Source organism: Paenibacillus sp. BK033, assembly GCF_004345425.1.
In the GTDB taxonomy this organism is placed as follows: Bacteria; Bacillota; Bacilli; order Paenibacillales; family Paenibacillaceae; genus Pristimantibacillus.
On record NZ_SLVP01000001.1, the window covers coordinates 228,661 to 250,317 of the forward strand.

At 52.0% G+C, this 21,657-nt stretch carries 20 protein-coding genes; 15 read left to right on the top strand and 5 right to left on the bottom strand.

From position 1 onward, the window contains the following. Positions 1-33 precede the first annotated feature (33 nt). Complete coding sequence (locus EV294_RS01005) at positions 34-1,548, top strand: rhamnulokinase (protein ID WP_132303174.1); 1,515 nt, start codon at positions 34-36, stop codon at positions 1,546-1,548. 2 nt (positions 1,549-1,550) lie between these two features. After that, a complete protein-coding gene (locus tag EV294_RS01010) occupies positions 1,551-1,979 on the top strand; it encodes an RbsD/FucU family protein (protein WP_132303175.1) in 429 nt (142 codons plus the stop codon). A 378-nt stretch (positions 1,980-2,357) separates the two neighbouring features. Here EV294_RS01010 and EV294_RS01015 read toward each other — a convergent pair whose 3' ends face one another. Then, a complete protein-coding gene (locus EV294_RS01015) occupies positions 2,358-3,983 on the bottom strand; it encodes a glycosyl hydrolase (RefSeq protein ID WP_132303176.1) in 1,626 nt (541 codons plus the stop codon). A 257-nt stretch (positions 3,984-4,240) separates the two neighbouring features. Here EV294_RS01015 and EV294_RS01020 point away from each other — a divergent pair, with 257 nt between their 5' ends. Continuing rightward, entirely contained in the window at positions 4,241-5,779 is a 1,539-nt protein-coding gene (locus EV294_RS01020) for a TolB family protein (RefSeq protein WP_132303177.1), read from the top strand. A 73-nt stretch (positions 5,780-5,852) separates the two neighbouring features. Here the strand turns inward: EV294_RS01020 and EV294_RS01025 are convergent, their stop codons facing one another. Beyond that, positions 5,853-6,149 (bottom strand): CD3324 family protein, encoded by a 297-nt coding sequence (locus tag EV294_RS01025; RefSeq protein ID WP_015842974.1) that lies wholly within the window; start codon positions 6,147-6,149, stop codon positions 5,853-5,855. Positions 6,150-6,561: 412 nt separating this feature from the next. Between EV294_RS01025 and EV294_RS01030 the strand changes: the two genes are divergently transcribed. The 6 genes from EV294_RS01030 (at position 6,562) to EV294_RS01055 (ending at position 12,197) form a co-directional block, all read left to right on the top strand. Next, positions 6,562-7,242, top strand: coding sequence for a FadR/GntR family transcriptional regulator (locus EV294_RS01030; protein WP_132303178.1), 681 nt, complete (start codon positions 6,562-6,564; stop codon positions 7,240-7,242). A gap of 100 nt (positions 7,243-7,342) precedes the next feature. Continuing rightward, the gene (locus EV294_RS01035) at positions 7,343-8,668 is read left to right on the top strand and encodes an ABC transporter substrate-binding protein (protein ID WP_132303179.1); all 1,326 of its coding nucleotides are present in this window, start codon (positions 7,343-7,345) and stop codon (positions 8,666-8,668) included. 68 nt (positions 8,669-8,736) lie between these two features. Then, positions 8,737-9,618: a carbohydrate ABC transporter permease gene (locus tag EV294_RS01040; protein WP_132303180.1), complete on the top strand. Its 882-nt coding sequence runs from the start codon at positions 8,737-8,739 to the stop codon at positions 9,616-9,618. Continuing rightward, on the top strand, positions 9,619-10,446 hold the full coding sequence (locus tag EV294_RS01045) for a carbohydrate ABC transporter permease (protein WP_132303181.1): 828 nt from the start codon (positions 9,619-9,621) through the stop codon (positions 10,444-10,446). 34 nt (positions 10,447-10,480) lie between these two features. Beyond that, on the top strand, positions 10,481-11,656 hold the full coding sequence (locus tag EV294_RS01050) for a trans-sulfuration enzyme family protein (RefSeq protein WP_208403072.1): 1,176 nt from the start codon (positions 10,481-10,483) through the stop codon (positions 11,654-11,656). A 139-nt stretch (positions 11,657-11,795) separates the two neighbouring features. Next, positions 11,796-12,197, top strand: coding sequence for an acyl-CoA thioesterase (locus tag EV294_RS01055; RefSeq protein ID WP_132303182.1), 402 nt, complete (start codon positions 11,796-11,798; stop codon positions 12,195-12,197). Here EV294_RS01055 and EV294_RS01060 read toward each other — a convergent pair. Both EV294_RS01060 and EV294_RS01065 read right to left on the bottom strand, forming a co-directional pair. Further along, entirely contained in the window at positions 12,188-13,414 is a 1,227-nt protein-coding gene (locus tag EV294_RS01060; RefSeq protein WP_132303183.1) for an aspartate aminotransferase family protein, read from the bottom strand. The genes EV294_RS01055 and EV294_RS01060 overlap by 10 nt on opposite strands. 164 nt (positions 13,415-13,578) lie before the next feature. After that, positions 13,579-14,922, bottom strand: coding sequence for a TrkH family potassium uptake protein (locus EV294_RS01065; protein WP_132303184.1), 1,344 nt, complete (start codon positions 14,920-14,922; stop codon positions 13,579-13,581). Between the two features lie 110 nt (positions 14,923-15,032). Between EV294_RS01065 and EV294_RS01070 the strand changes: the two genes are divergently transcribed. Genes EV294_RS01070 through EV294_RS01080 form a run of 3 tightly spaced genes read left to right on the top strand, consistent with a single transcriptional unit; the run spans position 15,033 to position 17,814 of the window. Continuing rightward, a complete protein-coding gene (locus EV294_RS01070; protein ID WP_132303185.1) occupies positions 15,033-16,268 on the top strand; it encodes a DUF445 domain-containing protein in 1,236 nt (411 codons plus the stop codon). Between the two features lie 26 nt (positions 16,269-16,294). Continuing rightward, positions 16,295-17,053, top strand: a complete 759-nt coding sequence (locus EV294_RS01075; RefSeq protein WP_243711537.1) for an ABC transporter ATP-binding protein — start codon at positions 16,295-16,297, stop codon at positions 17,051-17,053. After that, a complete protein-coding gene (locus tag EV294_RS01080) occupies positions 17,050-17,814 on the top strand; it encodes an ABC transporter permease (protein ID WP_132303186.1) in 765 nt (254 codons plus the stop codon). The genes EV294_RS01075 and EV294_RS01080 overlap by 4 nt, the downstream gene beginning before the upstream one ends. Positions 17,815-18,007: 193 nt before the next feature. Here EV294_RS01080 and EV294_RS01085 read toward each other — a convergent pair whose 3' ends face one another. Continuing rightward, positions 18,008-18,334 carry a winged helix-turn-helix transcriptional regulator gene (locus EV294_RS01085; protein ID WP_132303187.1) on the bottom strand — a complete coding sequence of 109 codons (327 nt, stop codon included), beginning with the start codon at positions 18,332-18,334 and terminating at the stop codon, positions 18,008-18,010. A gap of 293 nt (positions 18,335-18,627) precedes the next feature. On the opposite strand from EV294_RS01085, the gene EV294_RS01090 reads away from it, so the two are divergent. From EV294_RS01090 to EV294_RS01100, 3 genes are all read left to right on the top strand, one after another. After that, positions 18,628-19,368: a GTP cyclohydrolase II gene (locus tag EV294_RS01090; RefSeq protein WP_132303188.1), complete on the top strand. Its 741-nt coding sequence runs from the start codon at positions 18,628-18,630 to the stop codon at positions 19,366-19,368. A 123-nt stretch (positions 19,369-19,491) separates the two neighbouring features. Continuing rightward, entirely contained in the window at positions 19,492-20,493 is a 1,002-nt protein-coding gene (locus EV294_RS01095; RefSeq protein ID WP_132303189.1) for a hypothetical protein, read from the top strand. Positions 20,494-20,585: 92 nt separating this feature from the next. Continuing rightward, positions 20,586-21,548, top strand: a complete 963-nt coding sequence (locus EV294_RS01100; protein ID WP_132303190.1) for an aldolase catalytic domain-containing protein — start codon at positions 20,586-20,588, stop codon at positions 21,546-21,548. The last annotated feature ends 109 nt before the right edge of the window (positions 21,549-21,657 follow it).

Genomic DNA, 21,657 nt, shown 5'->3' on the forward strand with positions numbered 1-21,657 from the left:
AGCGGCTGCCGCTGCAAGGAGGAATTCAGGCATATGGAACAAGCAACCACCGTATTGGCGTTTGATCTTGGAGCAAGCAGCGGCAGGGCGCTGATTGGCAGGCTGACGGGCTCCGCTTCAGCGGAACGCAGGCTGGAGGTTGAGGAGATACACCGTTTTCCGAATGTCGCGGTTCAAGTTGGCCGTCATTTGCACTGGGATATTCTTAGGCTGCTGCAGGAGATGAAGCATGCGCTGCGCAAGGCGTTTCAGCTTGGGTATAAGCCGGCGACGTTTGGCGTGGATACATGGGGCGTCGACTTTGGCCTTCTGGATGCGAATGGCGAGCTGCTTGGCAATCCCTATCACTACCGGGACCCGCATACGGAAGGGCTGATTGAGGAGATCGAAGCCAGATTTGGCAGAGCAGAGCTGTTCCGGCAAGGCGGTCTGCAATTCATGCCGTTTAATACGGTTTATCAGCTGTACGCCATGAAGAAGGCAGCCTCGCCAAAGCTGCAAGCGGCAAGAACGATGCTGCTGACGCCGGATCTGCTTGTCTATTTGCTGACGGGGAAGCGAGTTTGCGAGTTTTCGATGGCGACGACCACGCAGCTGCTTCATCCCGAGACCCGGCAGTGGAACAAGGCTCTAATGGCTCAGCTGGGAATTCCGGAGGAGGTATTTCTTGAGCCCGTTTATCCGGGAACCCGGATCGGACCTTTGTCCCCGGAGGTTTGCGAGGAGCTTGGCATACCTGCCGTGGAAGCTGTAGCCGTGGGTACTCACGATACGGAATCGGCCGTTGCCGCCATCCCGGCAGCCGCTGAGCCGTTTGTGTATTTGGTATGCGGCACTTGGTCTCTGGTGGGAACGGAGCTTGAGCAGCCTTTGTTAACCGAAGAAGCGATGGAGCTGGAGTTCTCGAATGAGGGCGGAGTTGGCGGCAAATACCAGCTGCTCAAAAACATCATGGGGCTGTGGATTTTGCAGGAGTGCAGGCGGGAGTGGGAAGAGCAGGGGACGGCGTTTTCTTTCGGCGAGCTTGCGGTCATGGCCGAGCAGGAAGCGGCATTCCGCTATCTCGTTAATCCGGATGACCTGCGGTTCTTCGGCCCGTCCAACATGACGGAGAAGGTAAGAAGCTTTTGCCGCGAGACGGGGCAGCCCGTTCCGGAATCGGCGGCTGAGGTTGCAAGGTGCATTATGGATAGTCTTGCTCTTAAGTACCGGAATGCGCTTGAGCAGATCGAGAAGCTGACGGGTAAGTCTTATGGCGGCATGCATATGGTCGGCGGCGGCATTCAGAACAAGCTGCTGTGCCGTCTGACGGCAAATGCGATTGGCCGCCCGGTATGGGCCGGACCAGTGGAAGCAAGCGCGATTGGCAACATGCTGGCACAATTTATGGCGCTTGGAGAATGCGTCAATCTGGAGGAAGCGCGGCAATTGTCGGCCGCATCCTTCCCGGTTGAAATCTACGAGCCGGCGGAAATGGATGTATGGAATGAGGCTTATGCACGATTCAAGCAGCTGCTGCAGGCTGATCTACATGGGGAGGACCACTAGCGATGTTAAACGGTATTCCGAAGATCATTTCACCCGAATTGCTGAAGATCCTGATGGAAATGGGGCATAGCGACGAAATCGTGTTGGCTGACGGCAATTTTCCCGCGGTAAGCCATGCCCAGCGTCTCGTCCGCTGCGACGGACACGGCGTGCCTGAACTGCTGGATGCGATTATGCAGCTATTCCCGCTTGATCAATATGTCGAGAAGCCGGCTGCTCTCATGCAGGTTGTGCCGGGCGATCCGGCGAAGACGCCAATCTGGGACGAGTACAAGGCTATTATCACGCAGCGCAGCGGGCTGGAAGAGCCATTCGAGGAAGTGGAGCGGTTCGCCTTCTACGAGCGCGCGAAGAAAGCCTACGCCATCGTCGCAACCGGCGAAAGCGCCATCTACGCCAATCTGATTTTGAAAAAAGGCGTTATTAAATAGTTCTTGATGGAGAAAGCTGCCCTGCTGGGCAGCTTTTTTCGTTAGCGCCGCCAAACGATGCCGTGCATCGTAAAGGGGCCAGTGATGCAGGGGAAAAGCCGGAAATTTGGCTGATTTCGAGGAGCTTAGCGATGTGCGGCATCGTTAAGATAGCCGAAACAGGGAAATTAACAGATATTAACGATGTGGCACATCGTTAAAAGGATAAGACGGAAAAACCGTGCTGCTGGGGGTCTGGCAGGTCAACGCGAAACAAGAGTAGCCAGATAAGACGGAAAAACCGTGCTGCTGAGGGTTGGGCGGACGTTGGGCCGGTCAACGTGAAGGGGACGCGGGTACGAAAAGGCCGTGCCGGTTACCCGGCACGGCCAACAAGCCCTAAGTCGTTTTAAACGTATACGATTTGCGGGAAGCTTCGCGGTTCTTGGAATCGAAGACAATAACCTCGATTTTATGGCTGCCGGCCTTCAGCTTGTCCGGCTGGATCGAGAAGGTATACGGATACTGCTGGCGCGTCAGCACAACGGCGCCGTCCAGCTTGATGACCACCTTGCTGATATAAGGGTCGTAAGTTTTCACCCATACGACGCCGGTAGCCGGCTTGCCGATTGTGCCTTGGTTCGCGAACTTGCTTACGGTTTTCGTGTAACTGCTGGTACCCGATGCAACCTTCGATAAGTAGTACGGATCTTGGATCATTTTGCCGTAAGAAGCGAGCAATGCAGGACTTTCCGTCAGACTGAAGTTGTTCAGGCTGCGCTCCGCGCTGTAGGAATCCGTCAACGTGTTCAGACTGAACCAGTTGATCGATTTTACGCGTGGATATTTCAGCTTTGCGCCATGGTAGAGCATATTCATCTTCGTAATGGCGAAATTGACGGCGGATGTATTACCCGCCTTGCTGAAGTGCGTCGCGCCGAATTCGCTGATCATTATCGGCTTGCGGGAAGCGTACAGCTTGTACGTATAATTCACGGAATCAAGCGGATTCACCTGATCGGCAGGCTCATTCACGTTGCCGTTGAAATATTTGACGCTGTAGATGCTGAGGCCAACCCAGTCGACCCAATCGTCTCCCGGATAATAAGCCACGATTTTTTGCTTTGGATTCGCCGCCGGGGACCAGACCATTGCCACATTTGGCGCTTCTTCCTTCATCACCTTCGAGACAAGGCGGAACTTCTCGATATAGAGCGAAGGATTGCCGTTCCATTTCACCCAGCTGCCGTTCATCTCGGAAGCAAACCGGAGGAAGACCGGAACGCCTGCTGCCTTTGCATCCCGCGCGAATTTGCGTAAATACGCATCATCCTTCACCGCGCTTAACCCGTCATCCGGCTGCAGCGCGATCTGAATCGCGCCGCCGGCTTCTTTTACGGTCTCTGCCCAATGATAAGGGAAAGGATTGCCGTATTTATGATAGTTGAAAAATACGGCATGCTGCTTGCCGGCGAGCTTGTTGAAGGCGTCAAACTTGCCGTCCTTTTGTTTCTCGACGCCGCTGTCTTTCTCTACATAGGCACCGATGTACATGCCCGACGCCGGTTCGAACTTCGCTAAATGGCTGCTTCCGGATACGGAGGAGGCTGCATCTTTCTCGAGATAAAGATCAATTTCCGTATTCAAAGCGTCGGCTTTTGCCAGTACGGCAAAATACGTGTTTAGATCGCCGGATTTTTCCCCGATCGCTTTGTGGATTTTGGCTTCCCGGTAATACGTATCGGCTGCCTTCTGGAACTGGTTGTCCAGCGTATAAGCCTCTGCCAGCTTACGCAGGTAACCGGCCTGCTCCGACTGGGCTACGGCAAGCTCGAATTCCTTGATTGCGAGCTTGATCTTGCCTTGATTCATATAAGCAACACCATTCGTGTAATGCTTCCAGTGGTGAACCGTGTCTGCCGCTTGCGCGGTTTGTGCGAGCGGCTGTACCGTCAAGGCCAGAATAAACGCCATCGCAAGAATGAAGCGCAATCCCCTCCAGCCTTTGTTCCGAGCGGTTGTCATTTGTCATGCCCTCCTTATTTGTCTTATAGCTTGTTGTATTTGCCTGGAATAGGCATTTCTTTCTTCAATTATCGGTTTCGCGTCTGTACGGGTGAATACTTGTCCGAAATAGGAGTCTTTAGTCCTATTAACTTCTTATACACGTAGACCAAGGTACATGAAACGGAGGATGGTAAAAAGCCGATTCGTCCATCCAAGCAACCTTTATCTGGAAAAAAGAGTCTAGATGATAAAGGCCAAGAGGGGAGGCTTAACGAATGAAGCTTACTATCCTCGCAAACACCGTCTTAATGAGTGCGTTACTATTAACGGGCTGCAGCTCGAGCTCGAGCCCCGGTCCGTCAACCTCTGCCTTGCCAATAGCCCGGGAAGAGATTCAGCCTTCGGACATGCCTTCGGCAACTGCCAAGCCATCCGCCAATAAAGAGTTGCTGATTAGCCTAACGAAACATGATAAAGGGTTCTCCTTTCCTTTACATGATTCGCAAGGAGTTAACGGTTTTGTCGCACAAACATTTCCAGTTCCCCATGATCAAAATCTGGTTGCCCATCTCGTAAAACGAACCGTCTACGACCCGGAGGGGATTAGATATCGGCTGGACGTCGTTGCCGTTAAGCCCAAAGAGCAAACCTACAGTCTGTATCCGGTAGCGGATATGATCGTAAAGGATGATTATTCGGTCGATTCCGTCGCGGAAGCCTACGGATTTACGAGTCAGAATCAGCTCGTGCTCGTCCAACCCAGGAAGCGGGACGACGGGCAGGAGGGAATTCAATACGATATTGTATCGCTGGATTTATACAACGGGCGGATGAAGACCATAGCGGCGAACGCGGTGCCGGATGTGTCGCCGTCCTTTTACGCAAAGGGATGGATGAATGAGGAAGGGCAGTTGTATCTGAACAGCTATTCCGACGGGCGTCTCTCGTCGGTAGATGTGAATACGGGCGAGGTCCGGTCGATAGAAGGACAATTCAAGCACGAATGGCCGCTAAATCTCGTAACGCCTTCCCCCGACGGCAATCTGTTCTGGCATGAACAAGCAGATGGCTTCCGTCTATACGACCGGAATGGCAAAGAGCTTAAGGTTATTCCGCCAACGCTTGGTTATCATTCTTACCCGGCATTCGAATGGAGTCCGGACAGCCGGTTTGCGGCGTTATCCTTTACGAAGAGCGACAGTCATGACAATGTTCTTGGCGGGGAAGAGACTTACATCATTGCTCCCGAAGGAATCGCTTTTTATGACGAGAAAGGGGACTTGACGTGGGATGTGCAGGCTAGGCCGAAGGAAGGCCTGACAAATGTGGACTGGAACGGCTGGCTTGCGAATGGAGCCGAGGGCGTGCTGTCCTGGTACGGGCTGAATCGTTCCGAGGAAGGAGCGGCTCCCCGCAAGACAGCTCTGAGCTACGGCTTGGCTAACGTGGCAACGGGCCAAATAAAGAAGCTGGCGCAAGCGGAAAAGCTGGAGGATTTGAAAGCGCCGGAGACGGTGGTCAACGGATCCGGAACGCTTCTGTTCGTGGACCGCGATCAAGAGCTGTACTGGTCGCCAACGGAGGATCCGGCCAATGCAAGCATGGATTATGTCCTGCTGTCGGAACCGGGAGAGCCGGAGCTCATTTGGGCCGCTTGCGATTATAGTCTGGGGAAGACTTCCATAACCCGCTACAATCCGGCGAATCACGCCGCATCAACGACGGAATTCAACGAACAGCTGGGATATCGGCTTCGGTTGATCAACGACACGCTTGTTGTCGACGACAAGATGAACTATAGGTGGATTCATTAAAACAAGGCGAATAGCCTGCCCTCGAATTACCGGTGGCAGGCTATCTTTGTGGTCATGCTATATAAGTGCCGCATCAGCTTCCGCTGCCTATGCGTGCATTCTGCTGTTGTTTGCATATGATTTTTCGTAAGCTGTCCCCGGATAAAAAGTAAACCCGCTCAAGGTCAGCGATTGACCGCCCTTTGCAATATTCCGCGTAGATCTCACCATTGCGATCGTTGATCCGCGCTTTGGTGCCGCTTAGCTGTCCCCAGCCTGCGCGCTCTTCGCTTTGCTTCGGAATGTAAAGCAATTCGCCATCAATATATTGCTGGATTTGCCTAAGCAGAGTCGGGGGAAGCACATCTTTTCCGTTTTTGTAACGCCCCATCGAGGCCCTCCTTCGATATTTGGTTCCATTGGCTTTCGTTGGCTTGTTTTGCGTCAAACATGGCTAACCCTCCTCCTTTCGTATTTTGCGTTGCAATTATGATCAAATTTGATGGGGGAACCGGGCAGGTTCCCCCTATATGGGACATTCGCTTACGCGAATGCCACCTCCTGGATCTGAATCATTTCGTTCAGCCTCCTTTCCGTTCATTTCGTCGGCCCGACATCTATATTAACGCATAGAAAGGCGGTATCCCGCAAGGGCAAAAACGGTTAAATTTGTATTTTGCCATAATCCAATTCCAAAACTTGCCCATACGCCTCTCAGCCGAATGTAACGCGCCTCCAGTTGACATTCTTAAAATATTTAAATAATATTCACCTATCTGATAGGCATAAAGGATGGTTGAAGGATGAATCGTAAAATTAAGAAGCAGCATACGCATGAGCTCGTATCGGAAGAGATCATCAGATATATCGCGGACAAAGGGCTGGAGGAAGGGGACAAGCTTCCGTCCGTGGACGAGCTTGTATCGCTGTTCGGGGTCGGCCGGTCTTCCTTGCGCGAAGCGCTGCGCTATTTGGAGGCCATTGAAATCGTGAAGGTCATTAACGGCAAAGGCATTTACGTGACCGATTCCGGCTCTTACCGGTACAGCGGGAAAGTGAAAATCGACGACGAGAAATCGTTCTTGCTCGATATTCTGGATGTTCGGAGAGCGCTGGAGGGCAAAGCGGTCGAGCTTGCCGCGAAACGGATTACGGACGCCAAAATCGGGGAGATGAAAGTGTGCCTTGCGGAATACGACGAACGCAAGCAGAAAGGATTGGATACGTCGGCGATCGACTACGAATTTCATCAGCATATTTACGATGCCGCGGCCAATCCGCTGCTACACAGCGTGTATGATTCCATCTCGGAGCTGATCAAGAAATTCTTCTCGGGTCCGTTTGGCGTAAAAGAGCTGTTCGATAATACGTACCCGTTCCACCGCACGTTATTCGACGGGATTGCAAACCACGATTGGAAGCATGCGTTACAGGAATTTAACAAAATGATGGACATTATCGAAGAGACGATACGGGAATATTGACAGAAAATTTAGATATTGACAACTTGTAAATGCCTCACTTATATTAAACCTATCAGACAGGTAGACAGTATGATACTCACTCATTAAAAGGGGGATTCCAATGCAACACATGTCTTGGAAGAAATCGCTGTTATCCGTATCAATGATTGGTGTAGCGCTAAGTTTGACCGTATCGGCCTGCAGCTCGTCCGGATCCAAGAACGGAAACGGGGGAGGAGACAAGGTGGTTACGCTGCGCATGATCGAAAGCTTGACCAGCCCTAATCGCACAGCCATCATCCAAGAAGGCATTAAGGCATTTATGGATCAGAATCCGAATATCAAGGTCGAATTGATTTCGCCGCCGTTCGATCAGGCGGACAATAAAATCAGAACGATGCTGAACGCCAAGCAAGACCTTGACGTGCTGGAAGTTCGCGACCTCAACGTAGCGGAATTCGTGAACAACGGCTACGTGGAACCTCTAAACGAATATACGAAAAATTGGGATGACTTCGGCACCGTCACATCCGTTGCCCAGTCCGTCGCCACCGTTGGCGACAAGCTCTATTTCATCGCAAACGGTCTCTATCAGCGGCAGCTGTTCTATCGAGCGGATTGGCTCAAGGACGCGGGTATCGCCGTTCCTGCTACATACCAGGAGTTAATCGATGCCTCCGTGAAGCTGACCGCTCCTTCCAAGAACCGCTTTGGCTTCTCGTTCCGCGGAGGATCCGGCGCCAACGCCGTTCCGGATACGATGATTCAAGCGTACGACTCGGAGAAAATCGATATCGACGACGCGATGTTCCTTAAGGACGGCGGAACCATCTATTCGTCTCCCGAAGCCAAGGAAGCGGTTGAACAGTACGTGAAGCTGTATAAGGAAGGCTCCCCGCCGGACTCCATTAACTGGGGCTTCCAGGAACAAGTGCAGGCGTTCACTTCCGGCGTGACGGCATTCCTGCTGCAGGATCCGGATGTGATCCAGACGTTGACGGACAGCATGGAGGAAGGCACATGGGCAACGGCTCCAATGCCTAAGGGCCCGAACGGCAAAGCGCTTATTTCCGCCGGCGGCGCGGGATGGGGCATCACCTCTTACTCGAAAAACAAAGAGGCGGCTTGGAAGCTGATTAGCTTCCTGTCTTCGCCGGAGCAGAATACGAAGCTGTCCAAGGCCCACGGTACGGTGCCTATACATTCTTCCGCCACGGAGGACGCTTTTTTCCAAAGCGGACCATACAAGACGCTGCTCGATATGACGAATCAGCCGGATACGTTCGTAAACTTCAAGCCGCCTTTCCAATATCCCGCGAACGGACAATGGGGCACGGTAGCCATGGAATCCGGTCAGAGCATGCTGCTTGGACAGACGAGCGTGGAAGATACGCTGAAAAAATGGGACGATTACTGGGTAAAAGCGAAGGCCGAACTGAAAAAATGACCTTAAATACGCGGCGGGCGGCATGGGAACCGCCCGCCGCATTTTACTAGCGGGGAAGGTGAGATGGCATGAGCAAGCAACGAAGATACATATTACTCAGTTTGCTTCCTGCATTGGCATTGCTGCTGGCGTTTACGTTCTATCCTTTTTTGCAAGGGGTAGTCATGGCGTTTCAAAACTACGTGCTGTTTGATTTGACGAACGTTCAGTTCATCGGATTGCAAAACTTCGAAACCGCGTTCCGGGACGCGAAGTTTCTTTCGGCGCTTGAGAACAGCGGGTATTGGGTGTTTTTCTCGCTCGTGCTGCAGTTTCTGATCGGTTTGTCCCTTGCCCTCACGCTGCGAAAGAACTTCAAAGGAAGAGGCATCTATCAAGGCTTCGTATTCTATTCGTGGGCCTTGTCCGGTTTTTTGATCGGCCTCATCTGGAAGTGGATGTTTAACTCGCAGATTGGCGTCATTAACGATCTGCTAATGCGAACAGGCCTTATCGATACGCGTATCGGCTTCCTCTCCGATCCGAAATGGGCGATGACTTCGGTCATCATCGCGAACGTCTGGTACGGAATCGCGTTTTTCGCGATAATGCTGCTGGCCGCGCTGCAATCCGTGCCTTCGGAATTGTACGAAGCGGCGGAAATGGACGGAGCCGGAGGGCTGCGCAAGTTTTTTAACGTAACGTTCCCGTATATACTGCCAACGGTTATCGCAACAACCTTGCTCCGTGCCATCTGGATCTTCAACGATCCGTCCATTATTTACGGCCTTACGAATGGCGGACCTGCCGGAACGACGCATATTCTCTCTTCGCTTATGCTTGAGAAGATTATCTATGGCGGGGATTACGGAATGGCATCGGCGATTGGCGTTATCATGATCATCATTCTGTTGCTGTACACCGTATTCTATTTGTTCGCGACCAGGTCGGAAAAGGCAGGTGACTTCTAGATGAAGCAGCGCGCGTTAACGGGATTGAAGACGCTTTATCTCGCCGCCTTTTTTCTCATCATGGTATTTCCGCTCTATTGGATCGTGATTACTTCGCTAAAGCCGAAGAAGGAGATCTTTTCTCTGCCGATTCGGTATTGGCCGGAGAGGTTTACATTCGAAAATTACGCCAACATCTTCAAAGTATCGAAGTTCCATGTCTATATCGGCAACAGTCTGCTCATTTCCGTCATTGCCGCACTTATCGTCATCTGCATTGCGACGTTAAGCGGTTACGTGATGGCTCGGTTCCAATTCCGGGGACATAAGCAAATCATGATGGCGTTTTTCTTGACGCAAATGCTGCCCGGCTTTATTTCGCTCGCGCCGCTTTATCTGCTGATGTCCGACATGAACCTGATCAATAACCGGTTTTCCTTGGTTCTCGCCTATACGGTCATGCTCATTCCTTTTTCCACGATTATGCTTCGAGGTTTCTTCCAGCGAATTCCGAGCAGTTTGGAGGAAGCGGCGATGATTGACGGCTGCTCCCGGTTGACGGCGCTGATAAGGGTCATAATTCCGGTGATGCTCCCGGGGATCGCGTCGACATTTATTTTCGCATTCGTTCAAAATTGGAATGAGCTGTTTATGGCGGTTATGTTTATTGACGACGAAAATTTGAAGACGCTGCCGGTGGCGATGAACTCCTTCGTCATGAAATTCGACGTGGACTGGGGCTCCATGTCCGCCGGAACCGTATTATCCGTTATTCCGACCGTCGTCTTGTTTGCGTTCGCTCAGCGGTATATCGTGGAAGGGCTCACACAAGGCGCCGAGAAAGGTTAGCGGCGGAATGACACACGCAAAGGAATGAATGCATATGGAGAGAAAACAAATAGATGAAGGGCTGCATACCAAGGTGTCGCATGACGAAGTGGATGCGAAGCATTACGGGGCGGTTACCATTCCGATTTATCAAAACAGCCTGTTTGCGTTCGAAAACCATGAATCGTTCGATCATGCCATGCGGGATGTGCTGGCCGCCACCGTCTATTCGCGGGGCAATAACCCGACGGTGCAATATTTGGAGGATAAAATCGCCGATCTGGAAGGAGCCGGTCGGGCGCGCTGCTTCGCGTCGGGGATGGCAGCCATAGCCGGCTCCTTGCACGCCCTGCTGCGATCTGGCGACCATGTCGTCTGCGTCAATCAGGCTTACGGTCCGACCAGGCAATTTCTTGACGAATTGTCCGAACGGTACCGGGTCGAAGTGACCTATGTCGACGGCTGTCAGCTGGCCGACTTCGAAAACGCTTTGCGGCCTAACACGCGTCTGATCTATCTGGAGAGTCCGACATCGGGATTGTTCCAGCTGCAGGATCTGGAGGGAGTATCGGCGCTAGCGAAACGCGCTGGCGTCCTTACGATGATTGACAGCAGCTGGGCGACGCCGTGCTTCCAGCGACCGCTGGCCTTTGGCGTAGATCTTGTGCTTCACTCGATGACCAAATATTTCTCCGGCCATAGCGATTGCTTGGGAGGCGTCGTGGCGGGACGCGAGGACCTGATCGGGGAAATCGCAAACAAAGGGTATATGCTGTTTGGGGGCGTAATGACTCCGCACACGGCTTCCCTTATGATACGGGGATTGCGAACGCTGCCGCTCAGGATGGAAAGACATCATCGCAGCGGGCTCACTCTCGCGACTTTTATGGAAAAGCATCCGTTCGTGAACCGGGTGAATCATCCCGGCTTGCCCTCGCATCCGCAGCATGCTCTTGCACGCAAGCAATTGGATGGGTACGGCAGTTTGTTTTCCTTCGAGACGCGGTTGCCGGTGGAGAAGCTGAAGCAATGGGCGGATGCCTTGCAATACTTCCGGATTGGCGTCAGCTGGGGCGGCTTCGAGAGTCTGGTGACGGTTGGCCGGACGCCGGCAAGCCGTAATGCGGACGGGAATAACCCTTCCGTAGCCCGGTTGTACATTGGCCTGGAGGATCCGCAAACGCTGATCGGGGATATTGAGCAGGCTTGGCGGCAAGTCGCCGGGACGTGATGTCCGGTCATTATATGAATTGCAGATTAGGAGCCCGCCGCAAGGCGGGTTTTTTTGCTAACTTAAGGGCATGTGTTATTTTAATAAGTAGTCATATTAATAAGTAGTCATATTAATTTACAGAAGGAGAATGGATGAAATGAAATCGTCGCTGCCCATCATTGTTCGCTCAACGGAAATTGACGTCAACGGTCATGTAAACAACGCGAAATACCTGGAATATTTCGAATGGGGCCGCGAGGAATGGTACGAGCAATGCGGGCTTCCCTATGAAACTTTCGCAGACATGAATATACAAACGGTTACCGTGAACATCAACGTGAACTATAAAAAAGAGTGCAGGCAAGGCGACCGATTGACGGTCACCTGCCAGCCTGAACGGATAGGTACCTCCAGCTACGTTCTGAAACAGGAAATCAAGGACGAGCGCGGCGAAGTGCGGGCCGATGCCCTGGTAACAAGCGTGACGATGGATCAATCCGCCCGCAAAAGCCGATCGGTCCCGGATGAGCTGAGAAAATTGTTCCATTCTCAGGAATAAACGGCTTCGTTTTTTAGACCGCAGCTTTCCAGCACGCCTGTCAGGATGCTGATCATCTTCTCTACATCCCCGGCGGTTACGATAAGCGGCGGCATTAAGCGGATTGTGCGCGGATTAGGCGCGTTGACAAGCAGGCCGCTGTTCATGCACTCCTCGGCAAGGACTGGCGCAGTTCCCTCCGGCACGTCAAAAGCGATAAGCAGTCCTTTGCCGCGGACTTGACCAACCGCGTAATCCTTGGACAGCTCCGTCAGCTTTTCTTGAATAAAAGCCCCCTGTTTAGCTGCATTGTCCGCCAGCCCCCGATGCAGGATCTCGCTCACCACCGCATGGCCGGCCGCCATGCCAAGCGGCGCTGCGCTATAAGTGCCGCCTTGGTCGCCGGCTTCGAACAGATCGTACTTTTCCGTAGTCAGCATCGCCGAAAGCGGGAATCCGCCTGCGATTCCTTTTGCGAGCGTCATGACATCCGGCTTCACGCCGTAATGCTCGTACGCGAACAGCTTGCCGGTTCTTCCGAGTCCTGTCTGCACTTCGTCGAAAATCAGCATAATGTTGTATATATCGCAGGCTTTGCGCAAGGCCTGCAAATAAGGAGCCTCCACCGAGTGCACGCCGCTTTCGCCTTGCACGAGCTCAAGCATAATCGCGCAGGTCTTATCGCTGATCGCGGCAAAGCAGGCATCGAAATCATTGATCGGCACATGCTTGAAGCCCGGAACCTTCGGCTCGAATAAAGATTCGAACGCCGGTTTGCCGGTTGCGGACATCGTGGCCAGCGTTCTGCCGTGGAAGCTGTTCGTCAACGTAATAATCTCGTAAGCGCCATTCAGATGAAGGGCGCCGTGCTTCCGGGCAAGCTTAATCGCGCTTTCGTTCGCTTCGGCGCCGCTGCTTGCGAAGAAGACCTTGTCAAAGCCGGAAATCTCCGTCAGGAGGCTTGCGAATTCAATCATGGGTTTGTTATAGAAGCCCGGACTTGCATGCACCAGCTGGCCGCCTTGATAGGCCAGGGCCTCCTGCAGTACGGCTGGGGAATGGCCAAGACTCGTCACTGCCCAGCCTCCAATAAAGTCCAGATAGGCTTTGTCTTCGGTATCCCACATATACATCCCTTCACCGCGGGCCATGACTACTTCGGGACGTTTAGCCGTATATAGGAGCGATTGCTTGGCGGATGCGAGCAAGCTGTCGGTTGTTTTCGTTAACGATTGCATGAATGATCAAACCTCCGTCTCTAACATGATGTGAATTAATATACAGTATATTGAATAATAATTCAACGGCCGAACAAGCCTTATGCAAAAAGAATATTTTTCCTGCTTCTGCGCATGAAAAAGAGCCATCCCCGCATAGGCGGAGATGGCCTCGAACTTTTCCGTTATCCAATTGTTATTTTGCCTTCCGGATGCCGGTAAAGCTCTTTCGATTGATTCGGAACCAGCGTATAAGCAAGAGTGAGCGGCCCCATCCTTCCGATAAACATGACGATAATGATTAAGATCTTCCCGATCTCGGTCAAATGCGGGGTTAACCCCATCGATAAGCCCGTCGTTCCGAAAGCGGAGGTAACTTCGAACATAACCGTCAGGAAACCCGTCTCTTCCGTGGCGGACAGAATCATCGTAAACAAGACGATGGTAGCAACGGAGACGGCCGTAATCGTCAAGGCTTTATGCACCCGGTCTTTTGCCAATCGGCGCTTGAAGAAAACGACATCCTCTTTCCCGCGGATCATCGCAATAACGGCTCCGATCAGAATGGCGAATGTCGTGACCTTGATGCCGCCGCCCGCGGATCCCGGGGAAGCCCCGATAAACATTAGAATAATAAGCAGGAATTGGCTCGCATTGCGCATATCGGCGATATTCAGCGTATTCGCTCCGCCGGAGCGCGGCGAGATCGACTGGAACAAGGAGCTGTACAGCTTGCCTGCAAAGTTAAGCGGCTCCAGCGTATTCGTGTATTCGAATATAAAGAGGAGTACAGCTCCTCCTAGAAACAAGAGGCCGGACGTGTACAATACAACCTTGGAGTGAAGCGACAGCTTGCGTATTTTCGGATAGTCAATCACTTCGGCCAGTACGATAAAGCCGATCCCGCCAAGAAAAATAAGCAGCATCAAGACCGCATTAATAATCGGATCGTCGACATGATTGGTAAAGCTGTTAAAAGGACCGTGAATCGGTCCCATCACATCGAGTCCGGCATTCGTAAACATGGATACGCTGTGGAAGACGCCGTAATATAAGGCCTTGTCAAACGGCATCATGTCGGACCAGCGCAAGGCAAGGAGCAGGGCACCGGCAAATTCGATCGTAAAGGCGTAGATCAGAACGCGGCGGATAAAACGGACAATCCCTTCGAGCGAGGTATGACTCATCGATTCCTGCAGCCACAGCCGTTCCCGGAGCGAGATCCGTTTGCGGAAGGCGAGGGCGAATAAGGTGGCCATCGTCATAAAGCCAAGTCCGCCGACCTGCATCAGCATCAGGATTACGAGCTCGCCGAAGGCAGAGAAATGCGTCCCGGTATCGACAACAACAAGGCCGGTTACGCAAGCCGCCGTTGTGGCGGTAAAGAAGGCATCGATAAAAGGCGTATGCATGCCGTCTTCCGAAGCGTAAGGCAGCGAAAGCAGGAAAGAGCCGATCAGAATAATCACGATAAAGCCTGCTGTCAGAATTTGCGGCGGATTGATTTTGGTTAATATGGATTTCTTCAAGCCGTGTATCACCTTTCATGGAAGCCTAGGACATACGCGAAATTCTAAGTTCCTAACGTTATCTGGTATAATTAGTATAAAGCAAACGGTACAGGAGGACTACAGCTACTATGAAATCAAGATACATTGCAAGTTTGTCATTGGCCATTATGTTTATCGGCTTTATCGTAACCAGGTTGTGGCTGCCGGATAATGGGTGGACGCGGCTCCTAGAGAGCGGCTTTGAAGCGGGGCTTGTCGGCGGGATAGCCGACTGGTTTGCGGTTACGGCTTTGTTCCGCCATCCGTTCGGCATTCCGATTCCGCATACTTCCCTGCTGCTCAAGAACAGGGACAAAATCGTCAACTCGCTTATTTCGGCGATGGAAAACGAGCTGCTGAACAAGGAAAGCATCAGCAAAAAGCTGAAGGAGCTGAAGCTGTTCAGGGGACTGGCATCGGGTATTGCCGGACTGATCGGCAAGCGCAAATTTCGGGTTGGCGTCCTGCGATTCGTCCAATCCTCGCTTGAACAGGTTCAGCTCGAGAGGCTGAGCGCGAAAATTCAGGAGCTCGCCGCGGATTATATCCGCAAGCAGGATATCGTCCCGATCGTAGACAAGCTGACCGACAAATTCGTCTATGACGGCTGGGACGAGAAGGCGCTGGATTTCGTACTGGCGCAAGGACGGGAATGGGTGAAGAAGCGGGAGACCGAGCAGTTTTTCGGCAGACTAGCGCACAGCAAGATGGAAGAATTGCAGGTCGGCGGCTTTATGGGCTTTGCCGTGCAGGCCTTTGTCGGATTTATGAGCCCGGAGAAGCTAGGACCCATCATTCAGGGCATGCTGCTCTCGAGTATCAAGGAGCTTGGCACGCCGGGCAATCCGAACAGGCAGAAGCTGCTGGAAGAATTGAAAAAGCATGCTTTGGCCTTGTCCTCCAATGAGGAGCTGATGACCCGTTTGAAGGCTGGATTGGAATCCGGCGCGGAAAGCGTTGGAGTGGGACGGTTTATTCATCTTCGCTTGGAAGAGCTCCGTCAGCTGCTGCTCGATAAGCTGGAGGAGGAATGCCTGAACGGGGGACGTATACTCGTCAAAGCCTTCCGCTTCCTGGTCGAGCAGGCGAGGAGCAGAGAAGAGCTGATCAATCGGTGGGAGCAGTCTATTCTGGCTTATTTGGTGAGCTGGATTGAGAAGAACCATTACCGCATTGGCATGCTTGTCCGCGATAATGTCAACCAGATGGATGATCAGGCGCTCGTTCGGATGCTGGAGCAGAAGATCGGCAAGGATTTGCAGTGGATTAGGGTGAACGGAGCGGTATGCGGCTTTATCGTCGGCATCATCCTTTCCTTCTTTTAATGCGTGAAGTATTGGAGGATATCCAGGTGACCGTGTTGCAGGTAAACGAAATGGCGAAATCCAAATTCGATAATCGGGGAGAATGGCTGTTCAGCGGCATTACGGCCGAGATTCGCCCCGGAGACCGGATTGTCCTCCTTGGAGGCTCCGGACAAGGGAAAAGCACGCTGCTTCGCATCCTTTCGCTGCTGGAGCCTTTCGATAAAGGCGCCATTCGTCTGGACGGGCAGCTGCCCGCGGCATGCAAGCCGCAAAGCTGGCGCAAAAAGGTTTCCTACGTGGCCCAGAAGCCGGTCATGCGCAGCGGCACGGTTGCTTGCAATCTCCGCACGGTCAGCGAGCTTCATAACAAGCCCTTTGAAGAAGGGCTTGCCCGCCGTTATATGGATGCCGTAGGCCTCGGCCAGACCGATTGGGGAAAACAGGCTTCCGATCTGTCCGGCGGCGAGCAGCAGCGGCTAGCGCTTGTCCGTTCCCTGCTGCTTCATCCCGAGCTGCTGCTGCTCGATGAAATTACGTCCTCGCTTGATCCGGCGAGCAAGAGGGCCGTCGAGAAGCTTCTGCTCGATTGGGTATCCGTACGGGACGAAGGATCGGAGCGGGCATACCTGTGGATCACGCATGATCTGGATCAGGCTCGCATGATCAGCAATCAAGTCTGGTTTATGGCAGAGGGAAGCTTGCTAGAAAGAAGCGTGACGGGAGTCTTTTTCGCACATCCGGCTACGGAACAGGCGAGACGGTTTATTCGCAGCCTGCAGGAAGTAAAGGGGGAGGGGGAATGAACAATTTTGCCCTTCTTTGCACCTTGTGCTTTATTGCGTTTGCGGCCTTGATCTCCATGAGACAGAAGCTTGGGCTGGAGAAGGAAATTCTGATCGGCACTTTACGTTCAGCGGTTCAACTGCTGTTTATCGGCTACGTTCTGCATTTCGTATTCGAAACAAGCCATCCGGCTTTTATTATCATTATTATTCTATGCATGATTACGGTTGCCGCGTGGAATGCGGGAGCCAAGGCGAAGCATGTCCGGGGGATCCGCAGCCGGATTGCCTTAGCGCTGGCCTGCACGGAAGGGGTAACGATGGGGATTCTGCTTGGCCTTGGCATTATAGAGCCAACGCCGCAATATATCATTCCGGTCAGCGGCATTATTATTGGAAGCTCGATGATCGTATGCGGTTTGCTCTTAAACCAGATGAAGAGAGAGATGGAGACGGCCAGGGGTGAGATGGAGATGCTTCTTGCCCTTGGGGCAACGGAAAAGCAGGCCGTCCACGGTTCCTTGCGGCGCTCCGTCAGAGCCAGCATGATCCCGACGCTCGACGGCATGAAGACGGTTGGACTGGTGCAGCTTCCCGGCATGATGACGGGGATGATTGTAGCGGGGGCAGATCCGATGGAAGCGGTCCGCTATCAAATCCTCATCATGTTTGTGCTGGCCTCCTCCGCGGCAATGACGGCAATGGTGCTCAGCCTGGTCAGCTACCGGTTATGGTTTACGAAGGATGCCAGGCTGCTGCCTCTGCTGCCGGAAGATCGCTAGAAGGTCGGGTCTCCAAGCCGAAAACCTCGATAATCCGTCATTGAAATAGTTTAGAAAAAGATTTTGTAAATGCTGTTGAATACGGCGAACATGTGTTCTATAATTAGAAGGCGGTCATATTTTATAGAAGAATTAAAAAAGCCCGCCTTTTCCATTACGGAAAAAGACAGGCTTTTACCAAGTCTATCATGTATCAGAAAGGGTCTTCCTCCAAGCTTATCCATTCCCGTGACCACTTCTCGATTTCCCTTACGACGGGTTCCAGGGCGCGGCCCTTCTCCGTCAAGGAATATTCGATGCGGACAGGTATTTCAGGATAAACAACGCGAGTGACGATTCCTTCATTCTCCAAATCCTTGAAGCGTTCGGATAACAGCCTGCCGCTGATGGGAAGCGCGGCTTGAACAGCGCAGAAACGCTGCGGGCCGGCTAACAGCTGATAAATAATCAGGCCGATCCAACGTTTTCCAATGAGATCCATCCCTTTTTGCACGCGCGGACAAAGGTCAGATTGCTCCATTACGATCACCTCTGATTCATTTCCATTTCATTATAGTCACATTGTAAAATGAATACAAGCAAACTTTTGTAAGGCTTGTAACTTGACGTTACTTGTTTATGAATTTATAATTAGTTACTATTAGTAACGGGAAAACGGCTGTTTTTGTCCAACCCGGCTTATACGGGCGAATACGAAGATGGACCAGCGGCCTGTTGCGTTATGGCATATTTCTCAATATACTGGTATCTACTGCAAGAATTTGGTCCATTATCCGTGGTTTATTATTCAGCTAAAAAGAAGGTGCGGTAAACATGTCTAATGAACATATCTTATCGATATTAAAAAATAAAATTAAAACCATCGACAATGGCGATCATGCGATCCACGTCGTAGGTCCAATCAAGCTTCCGGTTGAGCTCGACGGAGAAACCGTAACATTCCAGTGGTATAGCTGGCTTCGCCGCGATATCGGGAAGAGCGAATCCTTGGAAGAGCTTATTACGGAGCTTAATCAAGTTCATTACGCGGACTTCCAGCAGTCGAGCGTTCTTGTCTACGGAGACTTCGAGCACGAGGAAGACGTGCTTATCCGCATGCACAGCATCTGCCATACCGGCGATATCTTCGGCAGCCAGCGGTGCGACTGCGGCTTCCAGCTGAAGCAGTCGATGCGGATGATTACGGCCAATGGGGCAGGCGCATTGTTCTATCTGGCTAACCATGAGGGCCGCGGTATCGGCCTGTTCAGCAAAGCGATGGCTTATCTGCTTCAAGAGGAAGGCCTCGATACCGTAGATGCCAATCTTGAGCTCGGTTTTGCCGAGGATGCACGCGACTACAGCGAAGCCATTGACGTCCTGAAGCTTCTTCGACAAGCTCCGGTATCCATCATTACGAATAATCCGCGCAAGGTGGAAGCCCTTCGCGATGCGGGAATGAACATTACCTCGCGCGTACCGTTATGGGGTGAGGCATCCGTTCATAACGAGAAATATTTGTCCACCAAGGTTGTCCGTTCCGGTCATTTCGAGCGGGAGCTGGCGGTAAAATAAAGAGCAGGCCGAGCAGTCGGCCTGTTTTTTTTGCGCTTGGACCGAAACCAATCGATCTGTCCAGTCGTCTAATGGATATGCTCAATCTGGCATACACTATATGGAACGGAAGGTTGGGTGCATATGAATTCTCGTCTGAAACAATCCTTATATAGATTAATGACCGTCTGCATCGTGATCGGATTGATGGGATGCAGCAAAGCGGAACAAAATGACAATGCCGTCCGGACTGACCGGGATGTCAAGCAGCCTGCAGCCACGGAAGCCGTTGAGAAAACCTCTGAGCAGGATGCTCTCATACATAAATTCAAGACGGTGGTCAGCACGGCGAAGGAAGCTTCCGATATCGTCTCCTTCCTGAACGAGAACCTGAACAAAGCAGGGCAGAATAATGCCGACCAGATGGTTAGGCAGCTGAACGCCTTTTACGCGAAGGATCTGCAGTCTTCCCAGGAAGCTTTTTTCGGAGATAATGTTCAAAATGTATTGACGGAAATGGACTGGCCGATTACCTCGGCAAACGCGGGGTCCATTCCCGACGAAGCGGTCAGGCAGTTAGTGGTGACTAAGCTGTCCGGCGGTTATAAGCTGGTATGGGTGGAAGGCACCATCTACCCGATCGTTGACTACAGCAACCAGCAGAAATACAGCATGTACTTATCGAATCCGTTAAACAGCTACATCGCCTTGAAAGCGGCGGAATCGAACGATCCGGCTGCCATGGACGCCGGGCTTGTAATTACGTGGAACGAATTGGCCAGCAGGGCGGTAATGGCCGAGACCTTCCTGAAGCAATATGCGGATTCCCCGGAATATACGGAGGTGGAAAGTATCTATTTGGATACTTATTTGAAAATGTATATGTACGGGCTTTCGAATACGCCAATCTTTGATTCAAGCAATCTGAAGCTGATGCCGGAAGTGAAAGCCAGCTACAAGAAGGTGTCGTCGGAAAATCCGGGTACCGTTACGGGAATTATGGCGAGCCGTTTTTTGGAGATATTGGCAAAGTCGGATGACATGGCTATGATGCGCGGACCCGGCGGGACGCAGCTGTTGCCCGAGGTAAAGGAATTCCAGAAAAACTACCGCCAGACGGCTCTAAAGCTGCTGAAGGAAGCCTGAAGCGCATCCAAAAAACGACAAAATTATTTTGCGTTCCGCATCTATTTCAAGTATGATTGGATGTAACATAATTGAACCAGAAGGAGTAGGACATGAATTCGAAAACTAGCCATTGTAAAATTGTCGATTGCACGATCCGCGACGGCGGACTAGTGAACAACTGGGATTTCAGCGTTGAATTCGTTCAACATCTCTATAATACATTGAACGAAGCCGGCGTAGACTATATGGAAATCGGCTATAAAAACTCGCCTAAGCTGCTGAAAGGCGCCGATACGGCCGGTCCTTGGCGCTTCCTGGATGACAACTTCCTGAAGCAAGTCATCCCTAACAAAGGCAATACCAAGCTGTCTGCTCTTGTCGATATCGGTCGCGTAGACGAGAATGACATTTTGCCGCGCAGCGAAAGTCTGCTTGACCTCATCCGCGTAGCCTGCTACATCCAGGATGTTGACAAGGCTTTGCAATTGGTTCAGCTGTTCCATGAACGCGGATACGAAACAACGCTTAACATCATGGCACTTTCCAACGTGATGGAGAACCAGCTGATTGATGCATTTGAACTGATTAAGGAAAGCGTAGTGGACGTTGTCTACATCGTTGACTCGTACGGCAGCCTGAAGCCTAACGACTACAGCTACCTGATTGAGAAATTCCAGCATCATCTGCCTAACAAACGCCTTGGTATCCATACGCATAACAACATGCAGCTGGCATTCGCGAACACGCTGCTCGCTGCGGAAAAAGGCGTTGAGCTGCTGGACGCATCCGTATACGGCATGGGCCGCGCTGCGGGCAACTGCAACACGGAGCTGCTTGTCGCTAACCTGCAAAACGCGAAATACAATGTACGTCCGGTTCTCGACATGATCGAGAAATACATGATTCCTCTCCGCGAGAAGGAAGAGTGGGGCTACATTATTCCTTACATGATCACGGGTATGCTGGACGAGCATCCACGCTCGGCTATGGCCCTTCGTGATTCGGAAGACAAAGATAAATGCGTGGACTTCTATGATCGTCTGACGACTCCGGAAGTTGCTCATAGCAAATAGTTTGTGGGGCTGCCTTGGTTTAAGGCAGCCTTTTAATTTGCGGGAGAAGTCTATGCTCAGGTGGGATAATGCTGCGTGTTGCTCAGGACGGGATTGTATCTCCTTCCAG